At 59.3% G+C, this 25,775-nt stretch carries 22 protein-coding genes, 1 tRNA gene and 1 pseudogene; 16 read left to right on the top strand and 8 right to left on the bottom strand.

Going from position 1 to position 25,775, the window contains the following annotated elements:
- Positions 1-51 precede the first annotated feature (51 nt).
- Together HDE76_RS16305 and HDE76_RS16300 are read right to left on the bottom strand one after the other, a co-directional pair.
- A complete protein-coding gene (locus HDE76_RS16305; RefSeq protein ID WP_184509100.1) occupies positions 52-270 on the bottom strand; it encodes a hypothetical protein in 219 nt (72 codons plus the stop codon).
- A 200-nt stretch (positions 271-470) separates the two neighbouring features.
- The gene (locus tag HDE76_RS16300) at positions 471-2,477 is read right to left on the bottom strand and encodes an alkaline phosphatase family protein (protein ID WP_179478681.1); all 2,007 of its coding nucleotides are present in this window, start codon (positions 2,475-2,477) and stop codon (positions 471-473) included.
- Positions 2,478-2,696: 219 nt separating this feature from the next.
- Here HDE76_RS16300 and HDE76_RS16295 point away from each other — a divergent pair, with 219 nt between their 5' ends.
- From HDE76_RS16295 to HDE76_RS16280, 4 genes are all read left to right on the top strand, one after another.
- Positions 2,697-3,962: a sterol desaturase family protein gene (locus HDE76_RS16295; RefSeq protein WP_184509098.1), complete on the top strand. Its 1,266-nt coding sequence runs from the start codon at positions 2,697-2,699 to the stop codon at positions 3,960-3,962.
- A gap of 87 nt (positions 3,963-4,049) precedes the next feature.
- Positions 4,050-5,558, top strand: coding sequence for an amino acid permease (locus HDE76_RS16290; protein WP_179478679.1), 1,509 nt, complete (start codon positions 4,050-4,052; stop codon positions 5,556-5,558).
- Between the two features lie 222 nt (positions 5,559-5,780).
- Positions 5,781-7,628: a M61 family metallopeptidase gene (locus tag HDE76_RS16285; RefSeq protein ID WP_179479100.1), complete on the top strand. Its 1,848-nt coding sequence runs from the start codon at positions 5,781-5,783 to the stop codon at positions 7,626-7,628.
- Positions 7,629-7,889: 261 nt separating this feature from the next.
- Positions 7,890-7,966 (top strand) — tRNA-Arg (locus tag HDE76_RS16280).
- A gap of 441 nt (positions 7,967-8,407) precedes the next feature.
- On the opposite strand, the gene HDE76_RS16275 is transcribed toward HDE76_RS16280, so the two are convergent.
- Positions 8,408-9,367, bottom strand: coding sequence for a DMT family transporter (locus HDE76_RS16275; RefSeq protein ID WP_179478678.1), 960 nt, complete (start codon positions 9,365-9,367; stop codon positions 8,408-8,410).
- Between the two features lie 540 nt (positions 9,368-9,907).
- Complete coding sequence (locus HDE76_RS16270) at positions 9,908-10,963, bottom strand: NAD(P)-dependent alcohol dehydrogenase (RefSeq protein ID WP_184509096.1); 1,056 nt, start codon at positions 10,961-10,963, stop codon at positions 9,908-9,910.
- A 154-nt stretch (positions 10,964-11,117) separates the two neighbouring features.
- Between HDE76_RS16270 and HDE76_RS16265 the strand changes: the two genes are divergently transcribed.
- Positions 11,118-11,990 carry a LysR family transcriptional regulator gene (locus tag HDE76_RS16265; RefSeq protein ID WP_184509094.1) on the top strand — a complete coding sequence of 291 codons (873 nt, stop codon included), beginning with the start codon at positions 11,118-11,120 and terminating at the stop codon, positions 11,988-11,990.
- Positions 11,991-12,089: 99 nt separating this feature from the next.
- Here HDE76_RS16265 and HDE76_RS16260 read toward each other — a convergent pair whose 3' ends face one another.
- The gene (locus HDE76_RS16260) at positions 12,090-12,956 is read right to left on the bottom strand and encodes a LysR family transcriptional regulator (RefSeq protein WP_255481642.1); all 867 of its coding nucleotides are present in this window, start codon (positions 12,954-12,956) and stop codon (positions 12,090-12,092) included.
- A gap of 89 nt (positions 12,957-13,045) precedes the next feature.
- On the opposite strand from HDE76_RS16260, the gene HDE76_RS16255 reads away from it, so the two are divergent.
- The 3 genes from HDE76_RS16255 to HDE76_RS16245 are packed head-to-tail and all read left to right on the top strand — an operon-like array spanning position 13,046 to position 14,895.
- Positions 13,046-13,354: a muconolactone Delta-isomerase family protein gene (locus HDE76_RS16255; protein ID WP_184509092.1), complete on the top strand. Its 309-nt coding sequence runs from the start codon at positions 13,046-13,048 to the stop codon at positions 13,352-13,354.
- Positions 13,351-14,532 carry an EthD family reductase gene (locus HDE76_RS16250; protein WP_184509090.1) on the top strand — a complete coding sequence of 394 codons (1,182 nt, stop codon included), beginning with the start codon at positions 13,351-13,353 and terminating at the stop codon, positions 14,530-14,532. The genes HDE76_RS16255 and HDE76_RS16250 overlap by 4 nt, the downstream gene beginning before the upstream one ends.
- 30 nt (positions 14,533-14,562) lie before the next feature.
- On the top strand, positions 14,563-14,895 hold the full coding sequence (locus tag HDE76_RS16245) for a hypothetical protein (protein WP_184509088.1): 333 nt from the start codon (positions 14,563-14,565) through the stop codon (positions 14,893-14,895).
- Positions 14,896-14,926: 31 nt separating this feature from the next.
- Here the strand turns inward: HDE76_RS16245 and HDE76_RS16240 are convergent, their stop codons facing one another.
- The gene (locus HDE76_RS16240) at positions 14,927-15,529 is read right to left on the bottom strand and encodes a TetR/AcrR family transcriptional regulator (protein WP_184509086.1); all 603 of its coding nucleotides are present in this window, start codon (positions 15,527-15,529) and stop codon (positions 14,927-14,929) included.
- A 122-nt stretch (positions 15,530-15,651) separates the two neighbouring features.
- Here HDE76_RS16240 and HDE76_RS16235 point away from each other — a divergent pair, with 122 nt between their 5' ends.
- Positions 15,652-16,872: an MFS transporter gene (locus HDE76_RS16235; RefSeq protein WP_184509083.1), complete on the top strand. Its 1,221-nt coding sequence runs from the start codon at positions 15,652-15,654 to the stop codon at positions 16,870-16,872.
- A 270-nt stretch (positions 16,873-17,142) separates the two neighbouring features.
- On the opposite strand, the gene HDE76_RS16230 is transcribed toward HDE76_RS16235, so the two are convergent.
- Positions 17,143-17,631 (bottom strand): YdeI/OmpD-associated family protein, encoded by a 489-nt coding sequence (locus HDE76_RS16230; protein ID WP_184509081.1) that lies wholly within the window; start codon positions 17,629-17,631, stop codon positions 17,143-17,145.
- Positions 17,632-18,133: 502 nt separating this feature from the next.
- Between HDE76_RS16230 and HDE76_RS16225 the strand changes: the two genes are divergently transcribed.
- The 4 genes and pseudogenes from HDE76_RS16225 to HDE76_RS16210 all read left to right on the top strand — a co-directional run bounded on the left by HDE76_RS16225 (position 18,134) and on the right by HDE76_RS16210 (position 22,392).
- On the top strand, positions 18,134-18,532 hold the full coding sequence (locus tag HDE76_RS16225; RefSeq protein ID WP_221262457.1) for a GNAT family N-acetyltransferase: 399 nt from the start codon (positions 18,134-18,136) through the stop codon (positions 18,530-18,532).
- A gap of 404 nt (positions 18,533-18,936) precedes the next feature.
- Positions 18,937-20,278 (top strand): annotated as a pseudogene (locus tag HDE76_RS16220) (IS1182 family transposase); the annotation flags it as partial.
- A gap of 247 nt (positions 20,279-20,525) precedes the next feature.
- The gene (locus HDE76_RS16215; RefSeq protein ID WP_184509079.1) at positions 20,526-21,401 is read left to right on the top strand and encodes a LysR family transcriptional regulator; all 876 of its coding nucleotides are present in this window, start codon (positions 20,526-20,528) and stop codon (positions 21,399-21,401) included.
- An 85-nt stretch (positions 21,402-21,486) separates the two neighbouring features.
- The gene (locus HDE76_RS16210) at positions 21,487-22,392 is read left to right on the top strand and encodes an MBL fold metallo-hydrolase (RefSeq protein ID WP_184509077.1); all 906 of its coding nucleotides are present in this window, start codon (positions 21,487-21,489) and stop codon (positions 22,390-22,392) included.
- A gap of 74 nt (positions 22,393-22,466) precedes the next feature.
- On the opposite strand, the gene HDE76_RS16205 is transcribed toward HDE76_RS16210, so the two are convergent.
- Entirely contained in the window at positions 22,467-23,006 is a 540-nt protein-coding gene (locus tag HDE76_RS16205; protein ID WP_184509075.1) for a cysteine hydrolase family protein, read from the bottom strand.
- Between the two features lie 429 nt (positions 23,007-23,435).
- Between HDE76_RS16205 and HDE76_RS16195 the strand changes: the two genes are divergently transcribed.
- The 3 genes from HDE76_RS16195 (at position 23,436) to HDE76_RS16185 (ending at position 25,772) form a co-directional block, all read left to right on the top strand.
- Positions 23,436-24,155 (top strand): NAD-dependent epimerase/dehydratase family protein, encoded by a 720-nt coding sequence (locus tag HDE76_RS16195; RefSeq protein ID WP_184509073.1) that lies wholly within the window; start codon positions 23,436-23,438, stop codon positions 24,153-24,155.
- 148 nt (positions 24,156-24,303) lie between these two features.
- The gene (locus tag HDE76_RS16190; protein ID WP_184509071.1) at positions 24,304-24,879 is read left to right on the top strand and encodes a GNAT family N-acetyltransferase; all 576 of its coding nucleotides are present in this window, start codon (positions 24,304-24,306) and stop codon (positions 24,877-24,879) included.
- 260 nt (positions 24,880-25,139) lie between these two features.
- Positions 25,140-25,772 carry a LysE family translocator gene (locus tag HDE76_RS16185; RefSeq protein ID WP_179478651.1) on the top strand — a complete coding sequence of 211 codons (633 nt, stop codon included), beginning with the start codon at positions 25,140-25,142 and terminating at the stop codon, positions 25,770-25,772.
- The last annotated feature ends 3 nt before the right edge of the window (positions 25,773-25,775 follow it).

The raw sequence follows: 25,775 nt of genomic DNA, 5'->3' as shown, positions 1-25,775 counted from the left end.
GAATGGGTGGTATGGATAAAAGCTGGCCCGGTGAGAACCGGGCCAGCTTTTTTATGGGTGGATGCGCGGTGTTGAAGCGGCCAGGGACCGTATGGACAGCCCTGCGAAAAACGGCGTTGGACGCTGCCGGAGCGCGCCGTTTGCCACCGCCACCGGTTTCAACGGATGCGTTTCGCCCGGACTTTCGCGCAAATTGATTTCAATCGATCGATCGTGCCGGGCCGGTCGGTCCGGTGTTGCGATCATCGTTTCGGCTTCGCTCACAGCCATCGGCTCTCGCCGAGGTGGGATGCGTGTCTCTTCATTCGTTCCATGGCAAAGCCAGCGGCCATGCCATGGAACGATGCCGGCACATCGTCGCGCACGCCGATGCCGGACGCCACCGCGGCGTCCGGCCATTGGACCGGTTCCTTTCGGACCAAGGCTCGATGGCCGGTCGAAAGGATCTCGCAGAACTTCCGAACAGGCTCTTACTGCCGCTCGGGGCTGGCCTGGTCGAAATACGTCCAGGTCTTGCCATCCGTCTGCAGCTGCTTCATTTGCAGAACGAAGTCGAATTGACTGGCGGCCAGCGGCGAGCCATCGACGCGTCGGGCGCTCAGGCCGGTTGCCGGTTGCGCCGGTCGCAGCGATGTCGGCGTTACCTTGTAGGCGTCGACGGGTCGGGCGAGCGTGCCGGTAAGCGATTCGTGCAGCACGCGCCCCTGTGCCGTGGGCAGCTTCAGCTGCATGAGCGAGGCGACGGTCGGGGCGAGATCGACGTTGCCGCTGGGCAGCGTGTCCTGGAAGCCCTGGCGAAAGTCGGGGCCGGCGGCGAGCAGGGTATTGTGGACGTCTATACGGCTGAAGCTGCCATGTTCGCCGCGCTCATTGGACTGGCTGGCGTATTCGGTACCCGGGAAGCCCTGGATTTTTGCGTTCGCGTCCCAGGCGTAGCTGATGATGATGTCCGGCCCGCGCGCGGCATTCTCCAGGTGCACGTTCTCGGCCGGCAGCGTGCCGGGAATATCGCCATAGCGCTTGGCCACAAAGACCGCGGCGACGTATTCGCGCGACTGCAGAAACCGCACCGTGCGCTTGACCAGCGCGGCGTCGTGCTCGGGCTGGTAGAGATACTCGGTGCCGCCGTTCGAGGCGATCACCAAAGCATCCTTGGGCAGTTCATCCGGCAGTTTGTAGCTCGGCGTGCTGTACGGGCCGGGCTTGCCGCAGAGGCGGCCGTCGTCGTCGAAGCGGGTCGGGTGCAACTGCGAGCCATCGGCCTTCAGGCCGCTCATCACGGGCGCGTATACGCAGCCGCTGCCGTCGAAGGCGGTGAAGCCGCCCTTGGTCAGCTCATCGGCCAGGCGCACACCGCCCGAGACGGAGTAACCCCAGTCGTTGTCGATGGTGGTGACGCGGCCGTCGTTGATCTGGCGCAGGGGAAACAGGTCGCGCGGGCCGGCGATATTGCTGTGCGCATGGTCGGACACCACGACGATGTCGGTGGTTTGATCCATGCCCAGCGCTTTGAGTTTGTCCTCGAGCTGGCCGAGCAGGGCATCCTGCGCCTTCAGCGCCAGATGAAACTCCGGCGAGCCCACGCCGTACTGGTGTTCGGTGGTATCCGGATTGCGCAGCCACACGATGCTGAGATCGGGGCGGTGCTGCGCCAGCACCTGGTCCAGGTACACTTTCATCATCCAGGCGTTGGCGGCGGCCGGCGTGGTGTCGGCGCCGGCGGTGGCATCGGAGCTGGCGCCGTCCTTCAGGGTCAGCATCTTGCCCTGTTCGGTGGGCGAGTCGTTTTCCTCACTGAGGTTCAGCTGATTGGCCGGGTAGGTGTTGGCGGTGTTTTTCGGCAGCGCGACGCCGGCTTTCTGCAATTCCCTGGCGAAGGCCAGCGGTAGCGCGGTGTTTTCGTCCAGCAGCAGGCCGCTGTTCGGCGTATCGCCGTTGGCGAGTTTGTAGTCCTGCAGAAATGCCGGGCCGGACTTGCCGATCAGCGCGGTCTTCAGGCCGGCCTTGCGCGCCGTGGCGAACAGCGTGGGCAGCTCCAGCAGCTCGTGGCCGTAGTGCGCGTCGAGATCGCGCAGGATGGCGTAGTCCTCGGTGAAGATCGGCGACTGAAAATCCACGGCCTGTCCTTTCGCATCCGTGCCTTTGGCGCCCGGCGCCCAGAAGTGGTTGCCATAGAAGCCGATCGTGCCGGGAAACGCGCCGGTGGCGAAGCTCGACGCGTTGGCCATGGTGAAGGTGGGATAGGTCGAGTGGTTGTCCTCGAACACGCTGCCGCGCGCACCCAGTGCCAGCAGATTTGGCGTGTCCTCGGCGCTGATCGCGTCCGGGCGCATGCCGTCCCAGACGAACACGATGACGCTACGGGGTGGCCTTGGGCCATGGTTCGGCGCAGCGGCAAAGGCCGGTGCCAGCGCAGTGACGGCGAGTAACAGGCAGCCGGCCAGCAGGCTCAGCGGACGCAGGGCGGAACGGGACATGCAGTACCTCGTGGATTCGGCAAGACAACCCAACATGCTGCGCAATACGTGTTGCAGTTTGGTGGCAATCGAATGCCGTTGAGACCTGTGGCGCTGCAGCACGTACTGCGGGATGTGCGGGACTATCATCGGCGCCGACGGTAGGGATATGACAGATCGCCGTCGCCAGCGCCCATCCGGGCTCGATTTGCCGCTATTTCAGAGAGGCTCGATCAAACGATGACTCCCGAACGCATCATGGCCTGGGCCATTCCGGCCTTCTTTGTGTCGATCGCGATCGAGTTTGTAGTGGCGCGTCTGCGCGGGCACAAGGCGTACCGCAGCAACGATGCGATCAACAGCCTCGGGCTGGGCGTGATTTCGCAGATCGTCGGCGTATTCACCAAGTTGCTGAGCGTGGGCATGTACGCGTGGTGCGCGCAGCATCTGGCGCCGTTTCGCCTGCCGGCGAACAGCGTGGCGGTCTGGATCAGCGCGCTGCTGCTTTACGACTTTCTGTATTACTGGTTGCACCGCATGGGGCACGAGGTGAACGTGCTGTGGGCGGCGCACGTAGTGCACCACCAGAGCGAGGATTACAACCTCACCACCGCGCTGCGCCAGACCGGCAGCGGCGTACTGCTGGGCTGGCTGTTCTATCTGCCGATGGCGCTGCTGGGTTATCCGGTGGAAGTGTTCGTGATCGTGGCGCTGATCGACCTGTTGTACCAGTTTTGGGTGCATACCGGCGAGATCGGCAAGCTCGGCTGGTTCGATCGGGTGTTCTGTTCGCCGTCGAATCATCGCGCGCATCACGCGGTCAACGATCGTTACCTCGACAAGAATTACGGCGGCATCCTGATTCTGTGGGACCGGCTCTTCGGTACGTTTACCGAAGAGGACGACCGCGATCCACCGGTGTTCGGCACGCGTTCGCCGCTGCAGAGCTGGAATCCGCTGTGGGCCAATGCCGAGATCTACTGGGCGATGGCGCAGGATGCGTGGCACGCCGAGCGCTGGCGCGACAAACTGCAGCTGTGGTTTCGTCCGCCGGGCTGGCGACCGGCCGATGTGGCGGCGCGGTTTCCCAAGCCGGCCTTCGATATCGATCACCCGCGCTACGATCCGCCGATGTCGCGTGGCCTTACCGTTTATCTGATAGTGCAGTTCGCGTTGTTGCTCGGCATGTCGATGCATTTCCTCGCGTTGGTGCCCATCGGCTCGCTTCCACTGCTGCTCGGCTATGCCGCGTATCTGGTCGCCAGCCTGTGCGTGCTGGGCGTGTTGATGGAAGGGCGGGTGTCGGCGCTGTGGCTCGAGGGCGTGCGGGTCGTGGCAACGGCGCTGGTGTCGGTGCTGAGCGGCCGGTGGTTCGGTATCGCCCATCTGGACGGCTATATGGCGTTGGCGATCGCGTCGATATTCGGGCTCAGTGCACTGGCATTGCCGTGGCTGCGAGGCGATCAGCGAGCCCAATTGGTGCATCCGGGCGCCGCGCCGGTTTGACCGGCGCATTTGTGCCCGTGCCGGAAGCCATGCGGGCAACGGCGGCGCGATTCGCTATGATCGCCGTTCGTTTCCGGGGACTACCACATGCGTTTTCTTAGCAGACTGCTGCGCCACAAGTCGGTCGAACAGCTGCAGGCCGAGGTCGGCCAGCGCGGCGATTTTCGGCGCGTGCTGGGGCTTTGGCAGCTCACCGCGATCGGTATCGGCGGCATCATCGGCGTCGGCATCTTCGTGCTGGCCGGCCAGCAGGCGGCGGTCAACGCCGGCCCGGCCGTGGCGCTGAGCTTTATCATTGCCGGCCTGGGCAGCGCCTGCGCGGCCTTGTGCTACGCGGAATTTGCCGGGCTTATCCCGGTGACCGGCAGCGCTTACACCTACGGCTATGCGGTGCTCGGCGAGTTCGTCGCCTGGATCATAGGCTGGGATCTCCTGCTGGAATACGCGCTGGTGGTCGCCGTGGTGGCGATCGGCTGGTCCGGCTACGTGCAGGTGCTGCTGGCCTCGGCCGGCCTGCACCTGCCCGAATGGGCGCAGCAGAGCATGAGCGCACAGACCATGCAGTATTACCTGCAGCAGATGTTCGGCACGCACGGCGCGCAGGCGATCGCGGCGCCCAGCGACGGCCACCGCTTCAACGTGATCGCTGCAGGCGTGTCGATTGCCGTGGCGATGTTGCTGACCCTGCGTACCGAGTGGGGTGCGCGCTTCAACACCTTTGTGGTGGCGATCAAGGTGATCGGCGTGTTGCTGGTCGTCGGCGTGGGCGTTTTCTATATCCACACCGCGAACTGGCATCCGTTCATTCCGGCACGGGTGGTGGATGCAACGACGGGCCTCGGTCACTTTGGCTGGCAGGGCGTGCTGACCGGGGCCAGCGTGGTGTTCTTCGCCGTGTTCGGCTACGACACGCTGACCACCGCGGCGGAAGAAGCCAAGCACCCGCAGCGTGATCTGCCGCGCGCGGTGCTGCTGTCGCTGGCGATAGCGATGGTGCTGTATATCGCCGTGTCGCTGGTGCTTACCGGCATCGTGCCCTACAGCCATCTTGGCGGCGACGCCTCGGTGTCCGACGCGTTCGAGTCGATCGGCCTGCACTGGCTCAGCATCATCATCGCCATTGCCGCGGTCATCGGCGTGACCAGCGTGCTGTTCGCCTTCATGCTGGGCGCGGCGCGCATCTGGTTCGCGCTGGCGCGCGACGGCCTATTGCCTGCATGGTTCGCCAAAGTCAGCCCGCGCTTCGGCACGCCGGCACGGCCGACCATCATCCTTGGGCTGTTCACGGCCATCGTCGCCGGCCTGCTGCCGATCGGCGAAGTGGCCGAGCTGGTGAATATCGGCACGCTCAGCGCCTTTATCATCATCTGCGCCTCGATCATGGTGCTGCGTGTGCGCCGGCCGGAACTGCAGCGCAACTTCCGCACGCCGGCTGTCTGGTTCACCGCGCCGCTGGGCATCGTTTTCTCCGCGGTGCTGATCTACGGCCTGCCGTGGATCACCTACGAACGCTTCGTGATCTGGATGGCGCTGGGCTGCGTCATTTATTTCGCCTACGGCATGCGCCACAGCAAGCTTGAGCAGGTCGGCAACTGATCGGCCTTGGTTAGGCGAGAACCCAGCTTCATTCATGACCTTCGGCATGGGTGAAGCGCCGCGGCCGGGCGCTAGCATCAAGGGCTTGAGTCCTTGTCGCGGCAGCCTTGCCCGTCCTGGGATGTTGCCCTGCCTCCGGAGAACGCATTGAAAGTCACCCGTCTCGCTTCCGCCATCGCTGCCGCCGCTCTCGGTCTGCCGTCGTTTGCCGTCTTCGCCGATATGGCGAACCCGCTGCCGATTCCGCCGCCGCAGAACGTGCCGTACGCCCCCGGCACGATCAAGATCGATGTCGATGGTACGGATGTGGCGCATCGGATCTTTCGCGTGCATGAAACCATTCCGGTCGCCACGGGCCCGCTCACCCTGCTGTATCCACAGTGGATTCCCGGCAACCACTCGCCGACCGGTCCGATCGACAAAATCGCCGGACTGGTGGTGAAAGCCAACGGTCAGACGTTGACCTGGACGCGCGACCAGTACAACGTGTACGCCTTCCACATCGACGTGCCGCAGGGCGTCAGTGCGGTCGAGGTGAACTTCGAATACCTCACGCCACAGAGCTCGCGCGAAGGCCGTGTGGTGGTGACGCCGGAAATGCTCGACGCGCAGTGGAGCGCCAGCACGCTGTATCCGGCCGGCTATTTTGCGCGTCAGATCAACACCGAGCCCAGCCTCAAGCTGCCGGCCGGCTGGCAGGCGGGCACCGCGCTCGAGGTTGCCTCGAAAGACGGCGACACCATCCACTTTAAACCGATCAACTACGACGATCTGGTCGATTCGCCGGTGTTCGCCGGCAAGTATTTCAAGCGCGTGGATCTCGACCCGGGCGCGGCCACGCCGGTGCATGTCGACATCGTGGCCGACGAAGCGAAGTATCTGGAGATCAAGCCCGAGCAGCTGAAAGCGCATCTGGATCTGGTGCAGCAGATGTACAAACTCTATGGCGCGCACCACTACGACCACTACGATTTCCTGCTGTCGCTGAGCGACAAGATGGGCGGCGAGGGCCTGGAGCATCACCGCTCCAGCGAGGACGGTGTGGGCACCGGCTACTTCACCGAATGGGACAAGAACTGGGGCGAGCGCGATCTGTTGTCGCACGAGTTCAACCACTCGTGGGACGGCAAGTACCGCCGCGGCGCCGATCTGGCCACGCCGAATTTCAACGTACCGATGGGCGACAGCCTGCTGTGGGTCTATGAAGGCCAGACCGAATTCTGGGGTCAGATCATGGCCACGCGCTCGGGCTTGTGGACGATGGACCAGGGCCACGACATGCTTGCCTACATGGCCGCCACCTACGACAAGGGCCGGCCCGGCCTGGCCAGCTGGCGCAATGTACAGGACACCACCAACGATCCGACCATGTCGCAGCGCGCGCCGCTGCCCTACCGCAATTACCAGGGCAGCGAGGACTACTACGTTGCCGGCGAAATGATCTGGCTCGACGTCGACGGCAAGCTGCGCGAGCTGACCGGCAACAAGCGCAGCATCGACGATTTCGCCAAGGCCTTCTTCGGCGTCAATCCTGGCGCCTGGGATGTCGACACCTATACCTTCGACGATGTGGTCAGGACGCTCGACGGCGCCGCTCCCTACGATTGGGCGAAATACCTGCGCGAACGCCTGGACGGCCACGGCTCGCTGACCGGAGGCCTGGCCTCGCACGGCTGGAAGCTGGTCTACACCGATAAACCGTCGGCCGCGGTCAAGGCAATGGAGGAGCGTCGTCATTCCGCCGATCTCACCTATTCGATCGGCCTGTCGATCGGCAAGGGCGGCGACATCAGCGACGTACTGTGGGACGGTCCGGCCTTCAATGCCGGCATCTCGCCCGGCATGACAGTGATTGCCGTCAACGGTCACGACTACGCCCCCGACGCGCTCAAGGATGCCGTCACCGCTTCGGCCAAGGACACCAGCCAGCCGGTGGAACTGCTGGTGAAAAACTTCGACGAGTACAAGACCGTGCGTATCGACTACCACGGCGGCCTGATGTACCCGCACATCGAACGCGACAGCAGCAGGCCGGATCATCTGACCGAGCTGATGAAGGCAAAAAAGTAAGGGGCCCCACCGAAGCTGCCGGCTGAAATGTTCTGTCGTCTGCCCGCTGATTTCAGCGTGCAGACAATAGATCGGCGGTGGGTATCAAAGCCGTCGTCCAATCGTTTCAATGGCTAAGCCGGCATCATGGCTCGGTCAGGTAGGGGCAGCGTGCTGCGCAGTCCGGGCCGCGTGGTCAGCCAACCCCAGCGGCAACTCGGCTATACTGCGCTCCCCGCGGCAACGGCCTTTACGGTTGATCAGCCCGGTCGCTTCACCAATGCGCTCGTAGCTCAGCTGGATAGAGTACCGCCCTCCGAAGGCGGTGGTCGTGGGTTCGAATCCCGCCGAGCGCACCAACTTAAAGTCCAGCGTCATCCCAAACAGTCCAAGAACCCCAGTGAAACTGGGATTTTTTTAGTCTTTTGTCAGAGAGGGTCCGGGGCCGTCTATTGAAATCCAGCCCGTTTGGGGGGCATACAAGGGGGCATTAGACCAGTCTGATAGAGGAGGCGCCCCCATATCGCTGAGCGATGCGGCAATACGTAAAGCTAAGCCGGCAGAAAAGCCTCAGCGTCTGTTCGACGGGCGCGGTTTGTATCTAGAAGCCGCACCTTGCCGCCGGAAGCCTTAAGAGAACGACGGTAGTTATGACGGGAGCGCATGCTTTCGCTCTTAGCCGATTAACGCAGGCCATGATTTTGCGACGTTTGTTCGAGAGAGTCATAGCCACGCTAAGCGGTTGCCAATCTAAAATCGTTTTTCACCAAGAAGGTGAATCAATTGCTTAGATAGCGCTGCTATGCAGCTTCAGCGACTACGGCGGGCTTGATCCTCACAGCTAGAACCACACCTATCGCTAGGCAAAGCACACCGATGACGGTGCCCCACGGCGGCGCCTTTCCCCGCAGAACAAAGGCATACGCTAACGCAGCCATGGTCTCGAAAACGATCAGTTGGCCGGCAACGCGCGTGGGCAATCGCTGGCTGGCTTCGTTCCAGCACAAGGTTCCCGCCCACGAAGCGAGCAGGCCTAGGGCGAACATGAGAGACAGAAATAACGCTGGCGTTTGACCAAACGGCATGGGCGTATCCGCCACTGTTACATGCATGAATAGCCACGTGCAGCCATACCCGATTAGCGCAAGCGGTAATGTAGCGAGCCCCTGTGCAGTCGACCATGTCATCGGGCGGCGATCTGGGTGATGGCGAAGCCAGTCGGCATTACGTAGCGGATACCACGTCCACAAAGCGGTTGCTGCCATGGCGAGTAGAACGCCCGCTGCGTAGCGGCCCAGATCGGCCGGTGTGGCGCCGTGTATCCTGGCGAACTCGTCTCGATTGACGAATCCTATGCCGGCGACGATCAACCCTAATGAGGGTGCAAGCTTCAACCACGGGAGTTGCCCGTCACGCACTGCATTGCGCTGGTTCGCGGCGATGGCGATCACCACGGGCAATGTGCCGATGATCATGGTCGGCAGAGGCGCACCGGCATACTGGATCGCAGCAGCCAGGCAGACGTAGTAAGCAATATTTCCCAGCGCCGAGAGTTTCAGCGCTTCGATCCAATCGGCCCGCTGCAGCTGGCCGAGACTACGGCGGTCCAGCCAACCGATCGGCAACGCCAACAGGCCGAACGCCAGGTACCGTCCGAAGGCTAACAGCGGCGCTGGATAGTCAGGAAGCAGGACGGGTACGATGAAGGCAAGTCCCCACATCAAACCTGCGGCTAGTGCGTAAAGCGTGCCGGTCAGCATGTGCTGGCTCGATATCGGATACAGACGATAAACCGTCCATCATGAGCTGGTGAGTAATGTGCTCGGCTACCTGTCGTCCGAAAAGACCGATCATGCGAAGCAGTGGATATGCCAAGGTTTGTCATGTCGCTTTCTGATTGATCGGCTGACTGTCTCGAGGAGGAGGCCGAAGCCTTAACGTCGTCGTCGACTTCAGCGATAACTCGCGGCGACCAGTGCTCGGTAAGCAACGATGCTTGGCGTTTGGGTGAGACGACGTGCATGCGTAATCACCGGAGTGGTATTTCGGTCATGAAGGATCTATGTGCCGATCCGCGGATATTGTGTCGCCTCCTTATCGCGTTATGGATCGGAGGTTTCAAGATCATCGTCGGACGGGCTGGCCAATGAGCTATCGATCGATGCCGAAGGATCCGACGGCGAACGCTTTGTCTCATAAGGGACGGCGGATTTTTGAACCGGCGTAACGATGTATCCGTGTAGCGAAAGCAGGTCGGTCCATAGGGAGGTCATAAGTATTCACTTCAGAGCAGGAATGGCTTAACGACGTTCGACGACATTGCTGTGCGTCGCCGAGCCGTCGTTATCGGACTCGAAGCGGATAACCGTTTTCCCAAACGGACTGCCGGCCAGGTGATCCAGTGCTGCATCCAGCTGGTCGGGAGCAAAGATGCGATCGACGATGGGATGGATGTCTTGAGCACTCATGAACGCGTTCATCCGTTCAAACATAGCTCGTGAGCCCGTCTCGACGCCCCGTACCCGAAGGTTTTTATTCATCACCGGAAAGATGTCGAGCGCGTTCGTGCGTTCCTGTACGACGCCAACCACCGCAACCGTTCCTTCGAAGGCTGTCGCGCGCACCGATTGTCTCAAGCTGTCCGTCAGGCCCATGTCGATCACCAACTCCGCACCTTTTCCGTCGGTGAGTTCCCGCACGGCAACGTCCCAATCGGGGACGTGCGAGGTATCGATGGTTTTCCCGACGCCGAGGTCGCTGACGCACATCAGCTTATCCTCCGATCGGGAGACGGCGATCACGCGTGCGCCGATGGCTAACGCGAACTGCATGGCAAAAAGCGCCACCGCGCCGGTGGTCTGTACAACTATCGTCTGGCCCGGTTGCACGGCGCACAGTTCGATGACCGCATGCCACGCCGTCACGGCGGCGACCGATAGCGTGGCCGCCTCGATGTCTGATAGGTAGGCCGGTGCATGGACCCATGCCGATTCGTCGATCTGTACGTGCCCTCTCAATACGCCATCGCGTGCTTCACTGCCCAACGAGTCCGATAAAGCGGCCATGGTCAGCGGGCCATCGATCCAGTCCGGCAACACAACCGAACACACGCGATCGCCCACGCGAAACCTTTCCACGTCGGCGCCCACATGCGTCACGATACCGACAGCGTCCGTGCATGGCACGCGGCCCATGGTCGGCGCACGAAACCGATTGCCCCTGATGAAATAATGGTCGCGAAAATTTAGTCCGACGGCTTTGACTCGCACGCGGATTTCACGGGGCGACGGCGCTTCGAGCGGTTCGCTTTGCGCCAGTGCTGCGCCTTTCCCGTCCGTCCTGAAAGCAATATCCATAACACTCCCTCCCAAGATGGCTGCCGCTTTTCGGCCGAATGCCGATGGGGAATGAGTATGTTCCGTTGATTTAATAGGCGCTAGGTACGATAAAGCCAATAGACTATTGCTCCCAGGGCAACAATGGAGCGATTCCGTGGACTTACTCCGGGAGATGGCGGTGTTCGCCCAAGTGGTGGACGAAGAAAGCTTCTCGTCGGCCGGTCGAAAGCTGGGTCTGACAACCTCGGCGGTGAGCCGACATGTCTCTCGGCTGGAGGCTCACCTCGGCGCGCGATTGCTGCAGCGGACGACACGATCGTTGACTCTGACAGAGCTGGGACAACAGGTTTACGTCGTCAGTTGCCGCGTGCTCGAAAGCTCCCGCGAAATGTCTGCCCTGGCGGGTAGCTATAGCGAGAAGCCCACGGGCATCATCCATCTCACGGCATCGGTCGTATTCGGAGAAACCTGGCTAGCGCCGCGGCTTCCAGGCTTTCTGGCCAAATATCCCGGCGTCGGTTTGCGCGTCACCCTCGTCGACCGAACGGTTGATTTGATCGAGGAGGGTGTGGATATCGCGGTGCGCATATCGTCCGAATTGTCACCGGGGCTCGCTGCGCGACCGTTGTGCAAATTCAGCTATGTCCTAGTGGCCTCACCGCAATACACCCAACGGCATGGCGCCCCGCTCGAGCCGCAGAATCTGGTCGACCACCCGTGCATTTATTTGGGTTACGGCCGGTTCGGTAACACGTGGAGCTTTCGCCGCAAGGATGAATCGGTCGATGTTCTTGTTCCATCGCGCATGACGATCAACAACAGCAGCGCGATCGTGGCTGCCGCTCGCGCTGACGGAGGTATCGGACTGGTGCCGAGCTTCGCTGCTCGAGAATTTCTCGTAAACGGTAGCCTAGTGCCCGTGCTGCCCGACTGGGAAATCGGTAAGCCGTATGTTGGCGATATCCATGCGGTCTATACGCCCGGCCGCCACGTGGCACCAAAGATTCGAGCGCTTATAGATTATCTGGCGGGAGCAACCGAGTAAGTGTGATGGTTACACGAGCACTACTTTGACGGCCAGTTGAATGATCATGCCGCCTCTACCTCCGGTACCGCACCGGCCGAAATAAGGTAAAACCTCAAGTTAAGCGGTGAGTCGAGCGCTAGCGATATCCAACATGACCCTGAGGCGATCCATCTGTCTCAAATCGCGGTGATAACCCACCCAGATATCGCGAGAGGGTGGAGCATCGTCAGGGTCGATCAACGTCAATCCAGGTACGGCATCACCCAGGGCGCGGGGCAAAACCGCCAAGCCAGCACCTTGCGCGCACATCTGTGCCTGCACCGATCGGCTCGTACTGGTAAAGGCCCGTCTCGCGCACGGATATTTATCGCGAAGCCATGCGACATCGGGGAAATAGGACTGCGCCGTATCCATGACAATCAGGCCCACCGAAGCGCTGTCTTTTTGAACTCGACGCGCGGTGGCGCGGGTTCCATACAGGCCATACCGCATAGTCATCAGGCGTCGCTGGACAATATCCGGCTCAGCAAAAGGCACGATCCGAAACGCGACGTCCGCATCGCGACGCGAAAGATCGAGTAGCCGGTAGCCTGCAATGATCTCAGGCGTGATCCCGGGATGGATACGTACCAGTTCAGCCAGGATCGGTGCGAGGACGTGGGCGGCGAACCAATCCGCGGCTGATATGCGCAGAATACCTTCAAGGCTTTCGCTAGCCCCGGTCAGTCGCCTTTCCACAGCGAAGGCTGCGCTCTCCATCGCTTCGGCAATCGCCAAGATCGAATCGCCCGCGTCGGTGAGCACCAGTCCGTTCGCCGTTCGACGAAACAGCGGCTGCCCCGTGTCGCCCGTCAGGACAGCGATTCTTCGGCCCACGGTAGGGTGGCTTACTTTCAGTGCGCGCGCTGCGCTGCCAAACGATCCGCCCCGCGCCACCGCCAGGAAGATCCGCACATCGCTCCATTCCATAATCAGGCCGTACAAAAATGTACACGTAATATGCGGCGATGTGAGTCTGCAAGCAAGTTGATTTCAATCACTATGCGCAGCCAGACGACTAAACCGGAACGGCGATGAACTTTCTTTTGAACATAATTGTTCGAATGCAAGATGTGGATGCCAGTACAAAATGCGCGCTTATGAAGCAGGAACATATTGCGGCACGAGAGCACATCGCGAACGGTCAGCTGCGACACATTTGGCGGACGCCAGCGCAGTCTGGAAATTGGAGTATCTGGGACGTCGATAGCACGACGGAATTGCACGAGATCGTGTCAGGACTACCACTGTATCCGTGGATGACCGTCACCGTGCATCCGCTGGCTGCGCACCCCTTGATGCCCCACGTCAAAGAAGCAGGGTTGAGCGGGAGCGATACATGAAGATTGCTTTCGTAGGACTAGGCAATATGGGACGCGCCATCGTGCCTGAGCTGGTTGCGGCAGGGCACGAGGTGTTCGCGTGGAACCGCACGGCGGCGGCTCTCGACGATATCGAAGGAGTGAAACCGCTTCGGAAGCCTCGTGACGCCTTCGCGCATGACGTCGTTATCAGCATGCTTGCCGACGATCGCGCCGTGCGCGATGCGTTGATTTCTACCGATGCGATGTCACAGGGCCGCGCGGGCAGGATCCATATTGTCATGTCCACCATTTCATTGGCGATGGTGGACGAGCTCAAGGCGCTGCACGCGCAGTCAGGCGTGGCTTATATTGCTGCGCCCGTCTTCGGTGTGCCGGCAGTGGCGGCAACCGGGGGATTAAATATCCTCGCTGCGGGGCCTGTCGCGGCGATCGATCGGGTGCAGCCACTGTTCGACGTCATGGGCAAGAAAACGTGGCGTCTTGGAGACGATCAGGCCAGCGCCAACGTGGCCAAGATCGCTGGCAATCTGATGATCACACAGGCTATCGAGTCGATGGCCGAAGCTACGGCACTCACCGAAGCCTATGGTTTATCAGCCAAGGCTTTCCTCGACATCGTCACTCAGACCATGTTCGCTAGCCCCAGCTACCAGCGTTATGCCCATAACATCGCTACCGATACATACGAGCCAGGGTTCAAGTTAACGTTGGGATTGAAAGACGTCGGTCTAGCTATCGAGGCGGCGCAAGCGGCAGGCCTGGACTTGCCGATGTCGGAGGTCGTTCGAAGCAGTTTGTCCGAAGCCTCGTCGGCGGGCCTGGACGATAAGGATTGGTCGGCGTTGGCGAGAGCGGCGCGCGGTGAGCTCGTACGCGATTGTCATCACGCTGCAGAGCCGGTGTCCGTTCTGGTGACGTATACTGGCCAACCCGAGAGTCGCTTCGATAGTGCTTACTACGAAGCGCACCACATCCCGATGGTGGAACAGGCATGGCAGCCGTTGGGGCTGAAGCATGCCCATGTGTTGTACCCGTCCGATAGAAATGGCATGACCGTCGCAGCGTGCCTGTGCCAATTCCGCGATGCGGATTCCATGCGTGCCGCATTCGACTCCCCGGATACCGCTGAGATCATGGCGGACATCGCCGTCTTCACCGATATCGTTCCTATGCAGCACATCCTTAGACCTCGCTGAGGCTCGGTCATGCCCAATAGAGGGCTATCCATGAACCCATTTGATACATCAAATAAAACGATGTTCTCGCCGTTATGGGAATCTGTAGCGCCGCGATTCGTGCGCCGTGGGCACTTCTGGGTTACAGGCGAGCGTATTAAACGAGGCGGCCTCAGCTATCAGGCCGGCCCCATGTATGTTGCTTGGGAGGCGCCGGCCGAAGTTACCCGACCCTATCCGAAAGGTGGATCCCCTACTTCTACCGGTGTACGGCATTCGCGGGAACGGTCATGGCATGATTTACGAAACAATTCTGACGATGTATTGAAAGTTGTTCTCGACTGGTTGATCCGCCTGGAAGGGTTGCAGTACCGCCGCCACTGATATCCGCTGGCCCGAGGCGCGCCGGCATGGCTTATGCGCCAAGTACCCTGAGCGCCTGCGTGATCGCGGCGTCCAGCACGGCGAGGGTGGCGCCGTCACGCGCGAGTGTCGACATGCCCAGGAGAAAGCTATCAAGCGCGGTAGCCGTGGCGCGTGCGTCGACAACAGCACTGAAATCGCCAGTGGCGATGCCGCGTTTGACACACGCCAGTATGCCGGCCCGGTTTCTCGCACGCGCCGCTCTGATAGGTGTGCGTGTGTTGTCATTTCCTGGAGGGCAGTCAGCCATTACGCCCAGGGCGACCATGCAGCCACGTGGATGGCCGCGCTCGACTTGCATCCTGGCCGAGCGGCGCAGTGCTGTTTCGATGGCCTCGCGTGGTGAAAGCGTTTGATCCCATAGGCACTCCATTACCTGCCCGTGGGTAGCAAGGTAAAGCGCAACCGATTCGTCATACAGCCCTCGCTTGGAACCGAAGGCCGCATAGAGGCTGGGCGCAGAGATACCACCGGCGATGCTGGCCTTCAATTCGGTAAGTGAAGTGGCTTCGTAGCCACGCTCCCAAAACAAATGCATTGCCTGCTCCACGGCGGTATCACGATCGAACTCGCGTGGACGCCCCATCTTGGCCATAGCTTAAGTTCCGTAGTGCAGACGACATAAATACTAGTCGATACAGAAGTTGTTGACAACGAACAAAGGGCCGTTAATATCTATACCAATCGGTACATATGTTGCCGCTATTTGGAAAGAAAATGTCTAGCGTCGCGAGGTTCGAAATCAAACAACAGACCACTCGCGAGGAGGGTGCTTTTCCCGTATCCGCGTTGCTGGCCCTCGCCTTGACGGGCTTCACCTGCATCGTCACGGAGACTCTGCCGGCGGGGCTCTTGCCGCAGATAAGCCAAGGGCTGGGGATTCCCCTTTCGCTGGCAGGTCAATCAGTGACCGCTTATGCGATCGGATCGCTCCTATCGGCCATACCGCTTACCTTGGCAACTCGCGCTTGGCGCCGTCGGAGGGTGCTGCTGCTCTCGATCACGGGTTTCCTCGTGTTCAATACGGTGACGGCCTTGTCGTCCAGCTTTCCCTTGACGCTTGCGGCTCGGCTCTTTGCCGGTGCGGCGGCCGGCCTCGCCTGGAGCTTGCTCGCCGGATATGCGCGACGTATGGTCTCTGTAACGCAGCAGGGGAAGGCCATGGCACTTGCGATGGTCGGAACCCCCGTGGCGCTTTCGCTGGGTGTGCCGCTTGGCACATGGCTGGGTGGTGCTATCGGGTGGCGCTTTGCGTTTGCAGCCATGTCGCTGCTGACGATCGCGCTCGTTATCTGGGTTGTATATAAAGTGCCGGACTACCCCGGTGAGCAAGGCCGTGCAGGCCATGATGTCAGAAGCACGTTGAAGGTACGCGGTGTGCGCCCGGTGCTCATCGTCGTCCTGGCCTGGATGCTTGCCCACAACGCGCTTTATACGTACGTCGCACCGCTAATAGCGCCTTCCGGGTTGGCGAGTGAGATTGGCCTCGTCCTGTTGGCCTTTGGCGCGGCTGCGCTCGCGGGCATCTACCTGACAAGTCGCTTCGTCGATACGAGCCTGCGGCGCACGGTGCTGATGAGTCTTGCCGCCTTTGCCACTATATCGTTGGCCATGGCGCTATGGATCCGAGTGCCTGTGGTCATGTGGCTGGCGGTGATCGTATGGGGCATGAGCTTCGGCGGTGCCGCGACGCTGATACAGACCGCGTTGGCGGATGCCGCCGGGTCTGCCGCGGATGTTGCTCTCTCACTGAACGTCGTCACGTGGAATGCCGCGATTGCCGGAGGCGGCATCGTTGGAGGCCTGCTACTTGAACATGCCGGTCCGTTATCGCTGCCCTGGACAGCGCTCATCCTCTCATTGGTCGCCTTGGTCTGTGTTTATCTCAGCCGCTCTCACGGCTTTCCGCCTGGGGCGCGACGGCCTTCTAGCCGTTAGTAATTGTTTGGGAGAACACCTTGGATGTGAACATGCGGTTCGCTTCGGAGCGGGATGTAGCCGTGTTCTTTAGTTTCAACTCCAGATGAAAACTGTCTCATCGATCAGATCGAGGTGGCTTGGCGGCCATTGCCTGCTGCTGCGCTCGTGCAAGAAGTGTTCGCCAGCAAGCTCGGCTTCGGGGCGATGCGCTCGTACATGCATCGGCCGCGCAATTCTGCCCGAACACGCGCGAAATCCGCTTACATGCGGCGCTTGATTCGGCGAAATTTAGCCTTTAGGTGTTTTTCGCTGCGCAAGCATGATGACGGTCTTGTCGATGCGTGCGGCGCGGGTTTCTGGTCTCTTGGCGCTTTCTATCCAGTCAACAAACTCTTTTCTGTGAGAGTAGGACAGGGCTGCAAAAGCTTTGGCTTGGGCGTCTGATTTGTTGAGGATTGACTGTAGGTCATTGGGGACCACGACGTCGCGAGGCGCTTCGTCAAATTCAAGAGTAACCGTAACGGTGTCGCCAGGTACTGCCTTTGCACCTCGCTGCAAATCCTTGTTTAAGCCGAGGATGTGGCTACCGTCGCCGCGTGGCATAAGCGTATTGCGGTAGTCGAAACCATTGATAGCGCCGCGGACAGGAATTTGACCTTTACGCCCGAAAACTTCCAGTGCATTGAAAGGTAAACGGATATATGCCCATGCGCCATTGGGTCCGCGGCCCAAAATTTCTGCTTCAAAAGTGATCGGCTTTGCTTTAGCTAGTGGCACGATAGAAACTCATAACGGGCATCGACATATAGGAATGCAGCTAATGCGCTAGTAGGCGTATCCGCGATTAGTTAAGCATCTTTTATACGAATGCGAAGCGTATCGCAAAGCGCTCCCAGCCGTCTCTAGCTTATATTTGCTCGTTCTCCATGCCTGCCGACTTTCGAGCGGCGGTGCTAATTGTTCTGCACACTTAACCCACCGGTCCCGGACTGGCCGCTGGTCTGCTCGACAGCAAGGTTGCGATGCCAGTTTCTTACGCTCATTCGGTCGAATCGCCGAAAGGTGGGCACATCTATTTGGCGCCACCGACACGCTCTTCGCCAAATCAACGCCGATGGTTATAGTGTTCGTGGAGACTTCCTCTTCGAATGACGGTTGATCAGCATCACCATCGTGGCCCTTGAGGCCGAAAAGGGAGGGAGTCTCTTTTTTTACTCGTTCAAGGCGGACGGCTACGCCGCCGCTTAACTCAGCGTTGGGCCGCACAGGAGACCCCATCATGAGTATCACAGTCCGACAAGATGACCTGTCCTCCACAGAAGTTCAGTCGCTCATCGCTGAACATCTCTCTGGCATGCAGAGCAACTCGGCGCCCGGCCATGTGCATGCGCTAGCTATTGAAGGTTTGCAATCGCCGAACGTCACCTTCTGGGTGGCATTTATTGACGGCATGTTATGCGGCTGTGGAGCACTGAAGGAACTAGATCCACTGACCGGTGAGGTCAAGTCAATGCGTACGCGTGCCGCCTTTCTGCGTCACGGTGTCGGGCAAGCCGTCCTCGATGAGATTGTTCGTACGGCTCGTCAGCGTGGATATTCGCGACTTGTTCTCGAGACCGGGGCGAGCCCTGGTTTCGTTTCGGCGCATACACTATATCAGCGTAATGGCTTCGAGTAGAGCGACGCATTCGGCGACTACACTGCCACACACTTCAACGTGTTTATGGCTAAGGTTCTCTCATAGACATGGTGCGATACCAGTGGGCGTTTAAGCCGATGGTTTTGAAGTCTCGCTTGGCTCGGACGTTCCGCAGCAAGGCCGTGGCTTAACTTAGGTGTTGCCGGCAGGTCAGCCATGATCTTCATCCGAGAGAACTGCAAGCCCATTGAATCCCCCAGCGAAGCCCAGATAGCGCGCGCGATTTCGCTCACAAAGTTTTCCTTTTCTGTGCTTAACCGTCCGAGCCGCTTAATTCAAGCGTTGAACGTCCGCTTCTGGCCTATTCCGTTAAAAAAACTCGGTTAAATCTGCCAGTTGAACCTGGTCAACTGATATCCCGTTAGTCGAGCGGAATTTTCACGATGACGGGTCGTCAGCAAGCTGGGCAAGCACCGTTGTTTTACGCGTTCAATCTCGAAGACCATGTACCCGCCAACCACCTGTTACGCGGGATTGATCAGTTCCTCGATCTAAGCGAGCTGCACCAGCACCTCACTGCCCACTACAGCCACACGGGGCGATCGTCGATCGATCCGGCGTCGATGATCCGGATGTTGATCATCGGTTACTGCTTCGGCATCCGTTTGGAGCGCCGCTTGTGCGAAGAGGTACATCTGAATCGGGCCTACCGCCGGTTCTGCCGCCTAGGTTTGGAAGATTCAACACCTGACCACTCGACGTTCTCGAAGAACCGTCATGGCCGGTTCCGCGACAACGACACGTTGCGGTTTGTGTTCGAAAGGGTCCTGCAGCGCTGTATCGCGGAGAAGTTGGTGAGTGGGGAGGGATTCGCAACTGATGCCAGCGTCATCAAGGCCGATGCGAATCGCCAGCGTGGCGTGCCGGGTGCCGACGTGCAATGGTCTGAAGAGAACATGCTGACGCGCCCCGTGCGTGAGTATCTGGCCGCGTTGGACGCCGCAGAACAGGAGTGTGAGCCACCGAAGAACATCTAGTTGACGGATTCGGCTTCGCAGTGGGCGGCGGCTCCTGGAGGGCCCGCGTTCTATGCTTATTCAACAAACTGCCTGATCGATGTCGCTGCCCGAATCATCGTTGATGTCGAAGCGTCTCCGGCACGCCGCACCGACGAAGTGAATGCCATTCGGACCATGGTCAAGCGGGTCGAAGATCGCTTCGATCTCAAGCCCGCGCGTCTGATCGGCGATACGGCCTACGGTAGCGCCGAAATGCTTGGCTAGATGATCGATGACAAGTCGATCGAACCTCACGTGCCGGTATGAGATAAGTCGGAACGATCGGATGACACCTTCTCTCGAAGTGACTTCATATGGAACGAGGAGGACGATGGATATCGATGCCCGGCCGGCGACCCACTACGCTGTGATTGGAGGAAGTTCTCGGTACCGCGTTCAGGTATCACCAAGGACGACACCATCATTTACCGATCCAGCGTCCACGACTGCAAGCCCTGCCCGATGAAGGCTCAGTGCTGCCCGAACACGCCGACTCGTAAGATCGCTCGCCAGGTTAATGAAGCCGCGCGCGATGTCGCCCGAGAGATCGCGACGACAGCGCGATACCAACAGTCCCGTAAAGACTGCAAAAAGGTCGAGATGTTGTTCGCGCGCCTGAAGCGGATCTGCGACTGGATCGGCTGCGACTTCGCGGGCTGCTTGGTGCGCAAGATGAGATCTTGCTGGCGGCAACAGCGCAAACCTACGCCGAATGGCACAGTGGTTAGTACCGAAAGTACCGACATTGGCTCAATCACTGCCCATAGGTCATCGCCCGAACACAATCTGTTTGCGCCAGTCGAGCTGCTTCAAGAAACCGAGTTTTTCAACGGAGTAGGCCGGAAGCGGACATTGGGCGTAATGCATCTACCGTTAATTTGACTTATCCGACGCATCGGTTTGCAACTGCTTGACCCTGCTTGCAGGCGGCTTGCCACTCAAGCACAGTCGCTCCTCCAAATAGGAGTCTTGACGTGGAATGGAATGACGTTCGCATCTTTCTCGCGGTCGCGCGTCAGGGGTCGATAGGGGCCGCCGCGCGATCCACTGGTCTGAGCCATCCCACGGTTGGCCGGCGCATGCGCGCCCTGGAAAAAAATGTGGGTCATCCTCTCTTCCAGCGGCACAACACCGGAGTGCTTCTCACCGAGGTCGGCTCTAGGGTGCTACGGCTCGCGGAGGAGATGGAAGTGTCCGCACTGGCCTTTGAGCGCCGACTGATCGGTGAAGACAGCAGCCCCTGTGGTTCACTGCGTATCTCCTCGGCAGACTGGTTCGCGACTTATGTTCTGCCACCCGTCATCGAGGCGCTGGTGCATGATCACCCAGGCATACTGCCGGAACTGATCGTCAGTTCGCGGCGCTACGACCTTTCCCGTCGAGAGGCCGACGTGGTGTTCCGGGTCGTGCCGTTCGAGGAAGCAGGCATAGTGCAATGCCGACTCCTGCGCGTCGCCTATGGCCTGTACGCCCGGACCGATACAGTGTTCCCGGTACGCGGCGATGGTCGGGGTTCGAACCTGCTGATCATGGATACAGCGGTAAACAGCTACCCGGAGGTGGACTGGCTCCGAAAGATCCTGCCGTATGCGCAAACGACTGTTATCGCCAATCATCGGGCGTTGCAGGCGCGATTATGTCAACGGGGCATGGGGCTGGCAGTGCTGCCGCGAGCAGTCGGTGACGCGACGTCCGGATTGACGCGAGTCGATCTTGGCGAATCGCCTCCCTCTCGACATATCTGGATGGGTTATCACGAAGACATGCGTGGGATGGACAGGGTCCGGGCACTGGCCGACGTCGCAAGGCGTCTACTCGGCGGCGACGTAGATGGAGAGAACGAACAATAGTGAAGGTGTGACGCACGTTCCTGTCAGTGTGCACGGAACGCTGCCATGGGCAGGCTAGAGCCTCCCTTGCTCTGGATCCTTCTTAATGTGCGATGACAGTCTTTCCTTCTCTCCGCAGTTGATGTCTGACAGTTTTCCACCGACTCGTAAATCGGGCTTCCATCGCTTCCGTATCGGAAGGATGACGATCACGGCGTTGTGTGACGGATACTTCCCACTTTCTGCTCATGACGTCTTGCGAAGCGGCGAAGCATCGCTCGACCTACTCCTGCAGGAAGCCTGTCTTGGCAATATCGTGCCCAGCCACGTCAACGCGTTTCTAATCGATGATGGTCTGCACCGTATTCTTATCGACGCCGGCGCCGGTGACCTGCAGGACGTAACCTTGGGCCAGATGGCGGCGCAGATGACGTCGGCAGGCCATCACCCCTCCGACATCGATATCGTGCTGGTAACACACCTCCATCCAGACCATATCGGCGGCCTTACACGGAACGGCGAAGCGCTGTTTCCGCGCGCCATGGTTTATGTGCCACGTGAGGAGGCCGCGTTTTGGCTGGAAGCATCCCACTACGACAGCGTCGATCCCAGCGTGCGGGCGACGTTCGAGCATGCCCGCCTGATCCTCGCGCCCTATGTCGCCGACGAGCGCTGTTGCTTGTTCGATCCCGAGATGTCTTGGTACGGATGTCTCACGGCAGAAGCCCTTCCGGGCCACACCTGCGGCCATACCGGATACCGCTTGCGCACAGGCGAACGGGATCTCGTGTTCTGCGGGGACCTATTTCACGTTGTGTCAGTGCAACTGGCCGAACCGAGCGTGACCGTCTGCTACGACGACCGGCCTACGCAAGCGAAAACAACGCGAGAGACTTTTCTGGCAGCGGCGTCAAGGAGTGGCGATATTGTAGCTGCCGCCCACTCACCGTTTCCTGGGCTTGGACATATCCAGAAGGCGGCGCACGGGTACGTATGGTTTCCCGTCGCATGACCCCGCCGAGGGCCAATCAGTGAGCGCTTTTTCTGGGAACGACTCTTTCTGATTAAGGCGGCGCTCGCTTTGGTTTAAGCTAGAAAATCTATATCTGTGCTAGCAACAGCTACAGCGCGTGGCCCGAAACTTGAGATATTTGTGAGAGTGGCATTGTGATGAGCAATCACTTGCAAGGCGGAGATAGCGGTGTTGCCAGCCGAAGTGTGCGCATCTGACACAAGTACAACGGGAAAGCCTAGGGAAAGAGCGCGACGGGTAGTTGTGTCTACGCAAAATTCGGTGTGCATACCGCACACTACTAATTGTTCTATGCCGCGAGCTTTCAAGATTGCCTCAAGTTCGGTGCGAAGAAACGCATCAGGCGTGGTTTTGCGCACCTTGATATCTGTGCTCTCGAACTCTAAGCCCTTGGTAAGTTGCCATGAGCTTGAACCATGCTCAAGGAAGCCAGTTTTCGACTCGTGTTGTATAAAAATAACAGGTGCGCCAGCCACTCTAGCTTTTTGGGTAACGACGTTGATGCGAGATATGGTGCCCTCGCAATCAAACGCCGCGCTTTCACCTTCACAAAGACCTTGTTGAACGTCAATTACCAAGACAGCTTTACTCATTTGCAAACTCCACTGAAAGCCTGATCAAGCGTCCTCGTTTTTCCGAGTCACCTGGAAGTAAAGGTGGTTGATGATGCCATGGCGTAAGCGACGGGTGAGAGACCGCCGAGCGAGCGATGGAATCGTTGGTGGTTGTAGCGGTGACGCCAATCCTCGGTCATGCGGCGTACCTCACGCGGAATAGTGAATACGCAACGGTCCAGAATTTCGGCACGGAAGCTGCGATTGAATCGTTACACATTGGCGTTTCGAGTCGGCTTATCGAGGACGCTTCACGCACTCGAGCATGAAATTCATGCGCGACTCTTCATCAGCCGATTCGGCCAAGTCTCTTGCACAATCCTTCAAGACCGATGCCTATCGTTCATCCTATAACCTACATAGGCTGCTGAGCAGATTAGACTATTTTAGGTGTCATTAGATTCAAGTATGGCTTCACGTCCAAACAAAAGCGTTTTTGTTGCCGGTGCAAGTGGCGCTATTGGAAGCGTGCTTTGCAAGCTTCTGCTTGCGGATGGCTGGCGAGTAGTCGGTACAACTCGATCGACTGCCAATGCATCTCTTCTTAGTGTCATGGGCGTCGAGCCGGTAATCGTTGATGTTTATGATCGTCATGCGCTGATCCGAGCCACCCGCGCGGCGCAGCCGGACGTCGTCGTACATCAGCTTACCGATCTGCCCAAGACGTTTAACTCAGAGAGTATGGCGGCTGCTCGTCAACGCAATGCTCGCATGCGCGAGATCGGCACTGACAACCTTGTTGCCGCGAGTGCCGCAGCGAAAGCGAAGCGCTTGGTAGCCCAGAGCATTGCCTTTGCGTATGCCCCGGGTTTGCGGCCTTATTCCGAGACAGCCCCACTTGATCTTTCCACTGCATCTGCCGTCGCGAAACTCGAAGCGCTGGTTCTGGACTGCGGGCTGGAGGGAGTCATTCTTCGCTATGGCAGGCTTTACGGCCCACGCACATGGACGGAGGGGCCTTCTGGAGAAGCACCGGTTCACGTTGAGGCGGCAGCCGACGCTGCCCGACGGGCTATGACGTTAGGAAAGCCGGGCACTTACAACATCGCTGAAGAAGACGGAACAGTTACCAGCGCTAAAGCGCGCGCGGAACTCGGCTGGAATGCTGACTTTCGAGCAGCAACCTGATGTAACCCACTGCGTGATTCGAGCTGACTGCTATTCGCACCAGCCGAGCTCAAACGGTAGGGATGGCTAGTCAACGCTAATCAGAACGGCAGTGTCGAATAAGACTCACTCATCTTGCTTCCACATTTACCACCAAGGCCAAGCTTCAATGACTTCTGAACCTTTCGAGCCACTGCTGACGACCAGGCTCCGATTGCGGTGCGTTGCGCCGGAGGATGCCGCAGCAACATCATCGTTGATGACGCCGGGCGTGAGTCGATGGCTCGCATCGTGGCCTTTACCATTCACTCGTGAGATGGCCTTAGCCAGAATTGAAAAAATTCGCCGACTTGCATTTCGTGGTCACGCTTTACCATTTGCTGTAACCGACAAAACCGATGGCAGATTACTTGGCTGGGTCATCCTAGAGCGTAACGATAAGAGCCGGAGTTCGGCATCGTTAGGGTTTTGGTTAGGTGAAGAACATCACGGAAAGGGCTATATGCGCGAAATTGCTCCTGTGGTGATTGCGGCCGGGTTCGAGCTTCTTGCGCTGGATGTAATCGAGGCCGGGGCACAGGTGGACAATCTCGGATCGTTTGCGGTTATGAAAGCATGCGGTATGAAGCCCATAGGCGGACGCAGCATCTATGCACCTGCGAGGGATCGCGATGAGCTCTGTCACTTCTACGAAGTAAGGCGCTCTGGCAATCAATCCCTGAAGGGCGAGCACCGCGATCGCTGACGATCAGACCATCGACAGAGAAGTTTGCTTTGACTTCGAAGCCGATTTCTCGAACGGCGGGGCGAGATAGTGACAGGTACGGGTCAATCGTCCGATGCTGACCCGTCTGTCGGCATACTTTTTCTTTCCCGCTTCTACCACGCCACAGTTTGGCTACCATAGCCCGAGAGAATGGGGCGGAAAAAGATTAAGAGATGTCTGCATTTGCTAGTGCCGTTCGCAAGGGCGGCGCCCTTTAACTTTCTATTTGGAGTAGCGCGGTGCCCGAATTTCACCACTGGCTTGCGTTCGCGTTCGTCGCACTCGGCCTCGTGCTGACACCTGGCCCGAACATGCTTTACCTAGTCTCACGCTCGATCTCCCAAGGTCGCAAGGCTGGCCTGATTTCGCTCGTCGGCGTCGGTCTTGGCTTTATTGTTTACATGTTGTTCGCCGCGTTCGGAATCACCGCGCTGCTCATGACTGTGCCGCTGGCGTATGACGCGTTGCGCGTAGGTGGTGCGCTATACCTGTTGTATCTCGCTTGGCAGGCGCTGAAGCCTGGCGGGAGGTCACCGTTTCAGATACGCGATCTACCGGTCGATAGCCCGAAGCAACTTGTAATCATGGGATTCCTGACCAATCTGCTGAATCCAAAGGCGGCGGTGCTATACCTGTCGTTGCTTCCCCAGTTTATTGATGCTGATCGCGGCAACGTGCTTAGCCAATCGTTGGTACTCGGTTTTACCCAGATCACAATTAGCCTCTCGATCAACGCGACGATTGCGATAATGGCCGGCACCATCGCGGGCTTTCTCGCCGGTCGCCCGCTTTGGCTCACGGTGCAGCGCTGGTTGATGGGTACAGTACTGGCGGGATTGGCTCTTCGGATGGCGACCGAAGCGCGGCGTTGAAGG

Source organism: Rhodanobacter sp. ANJX3 (assembly GCF_014200755.1).
Taxonomy (GTDB): Bacteria; Pseudomonadota; Gammaproteobacteria; order Xanthomonadales; family Rhodanobacteraceae; genus Rhodanobacter.
The sequence above is the reverse complement of the archived record's forward strand: the minus strand, read 5'-3'. Positions and strand labels throughout refer to the sequence as shown.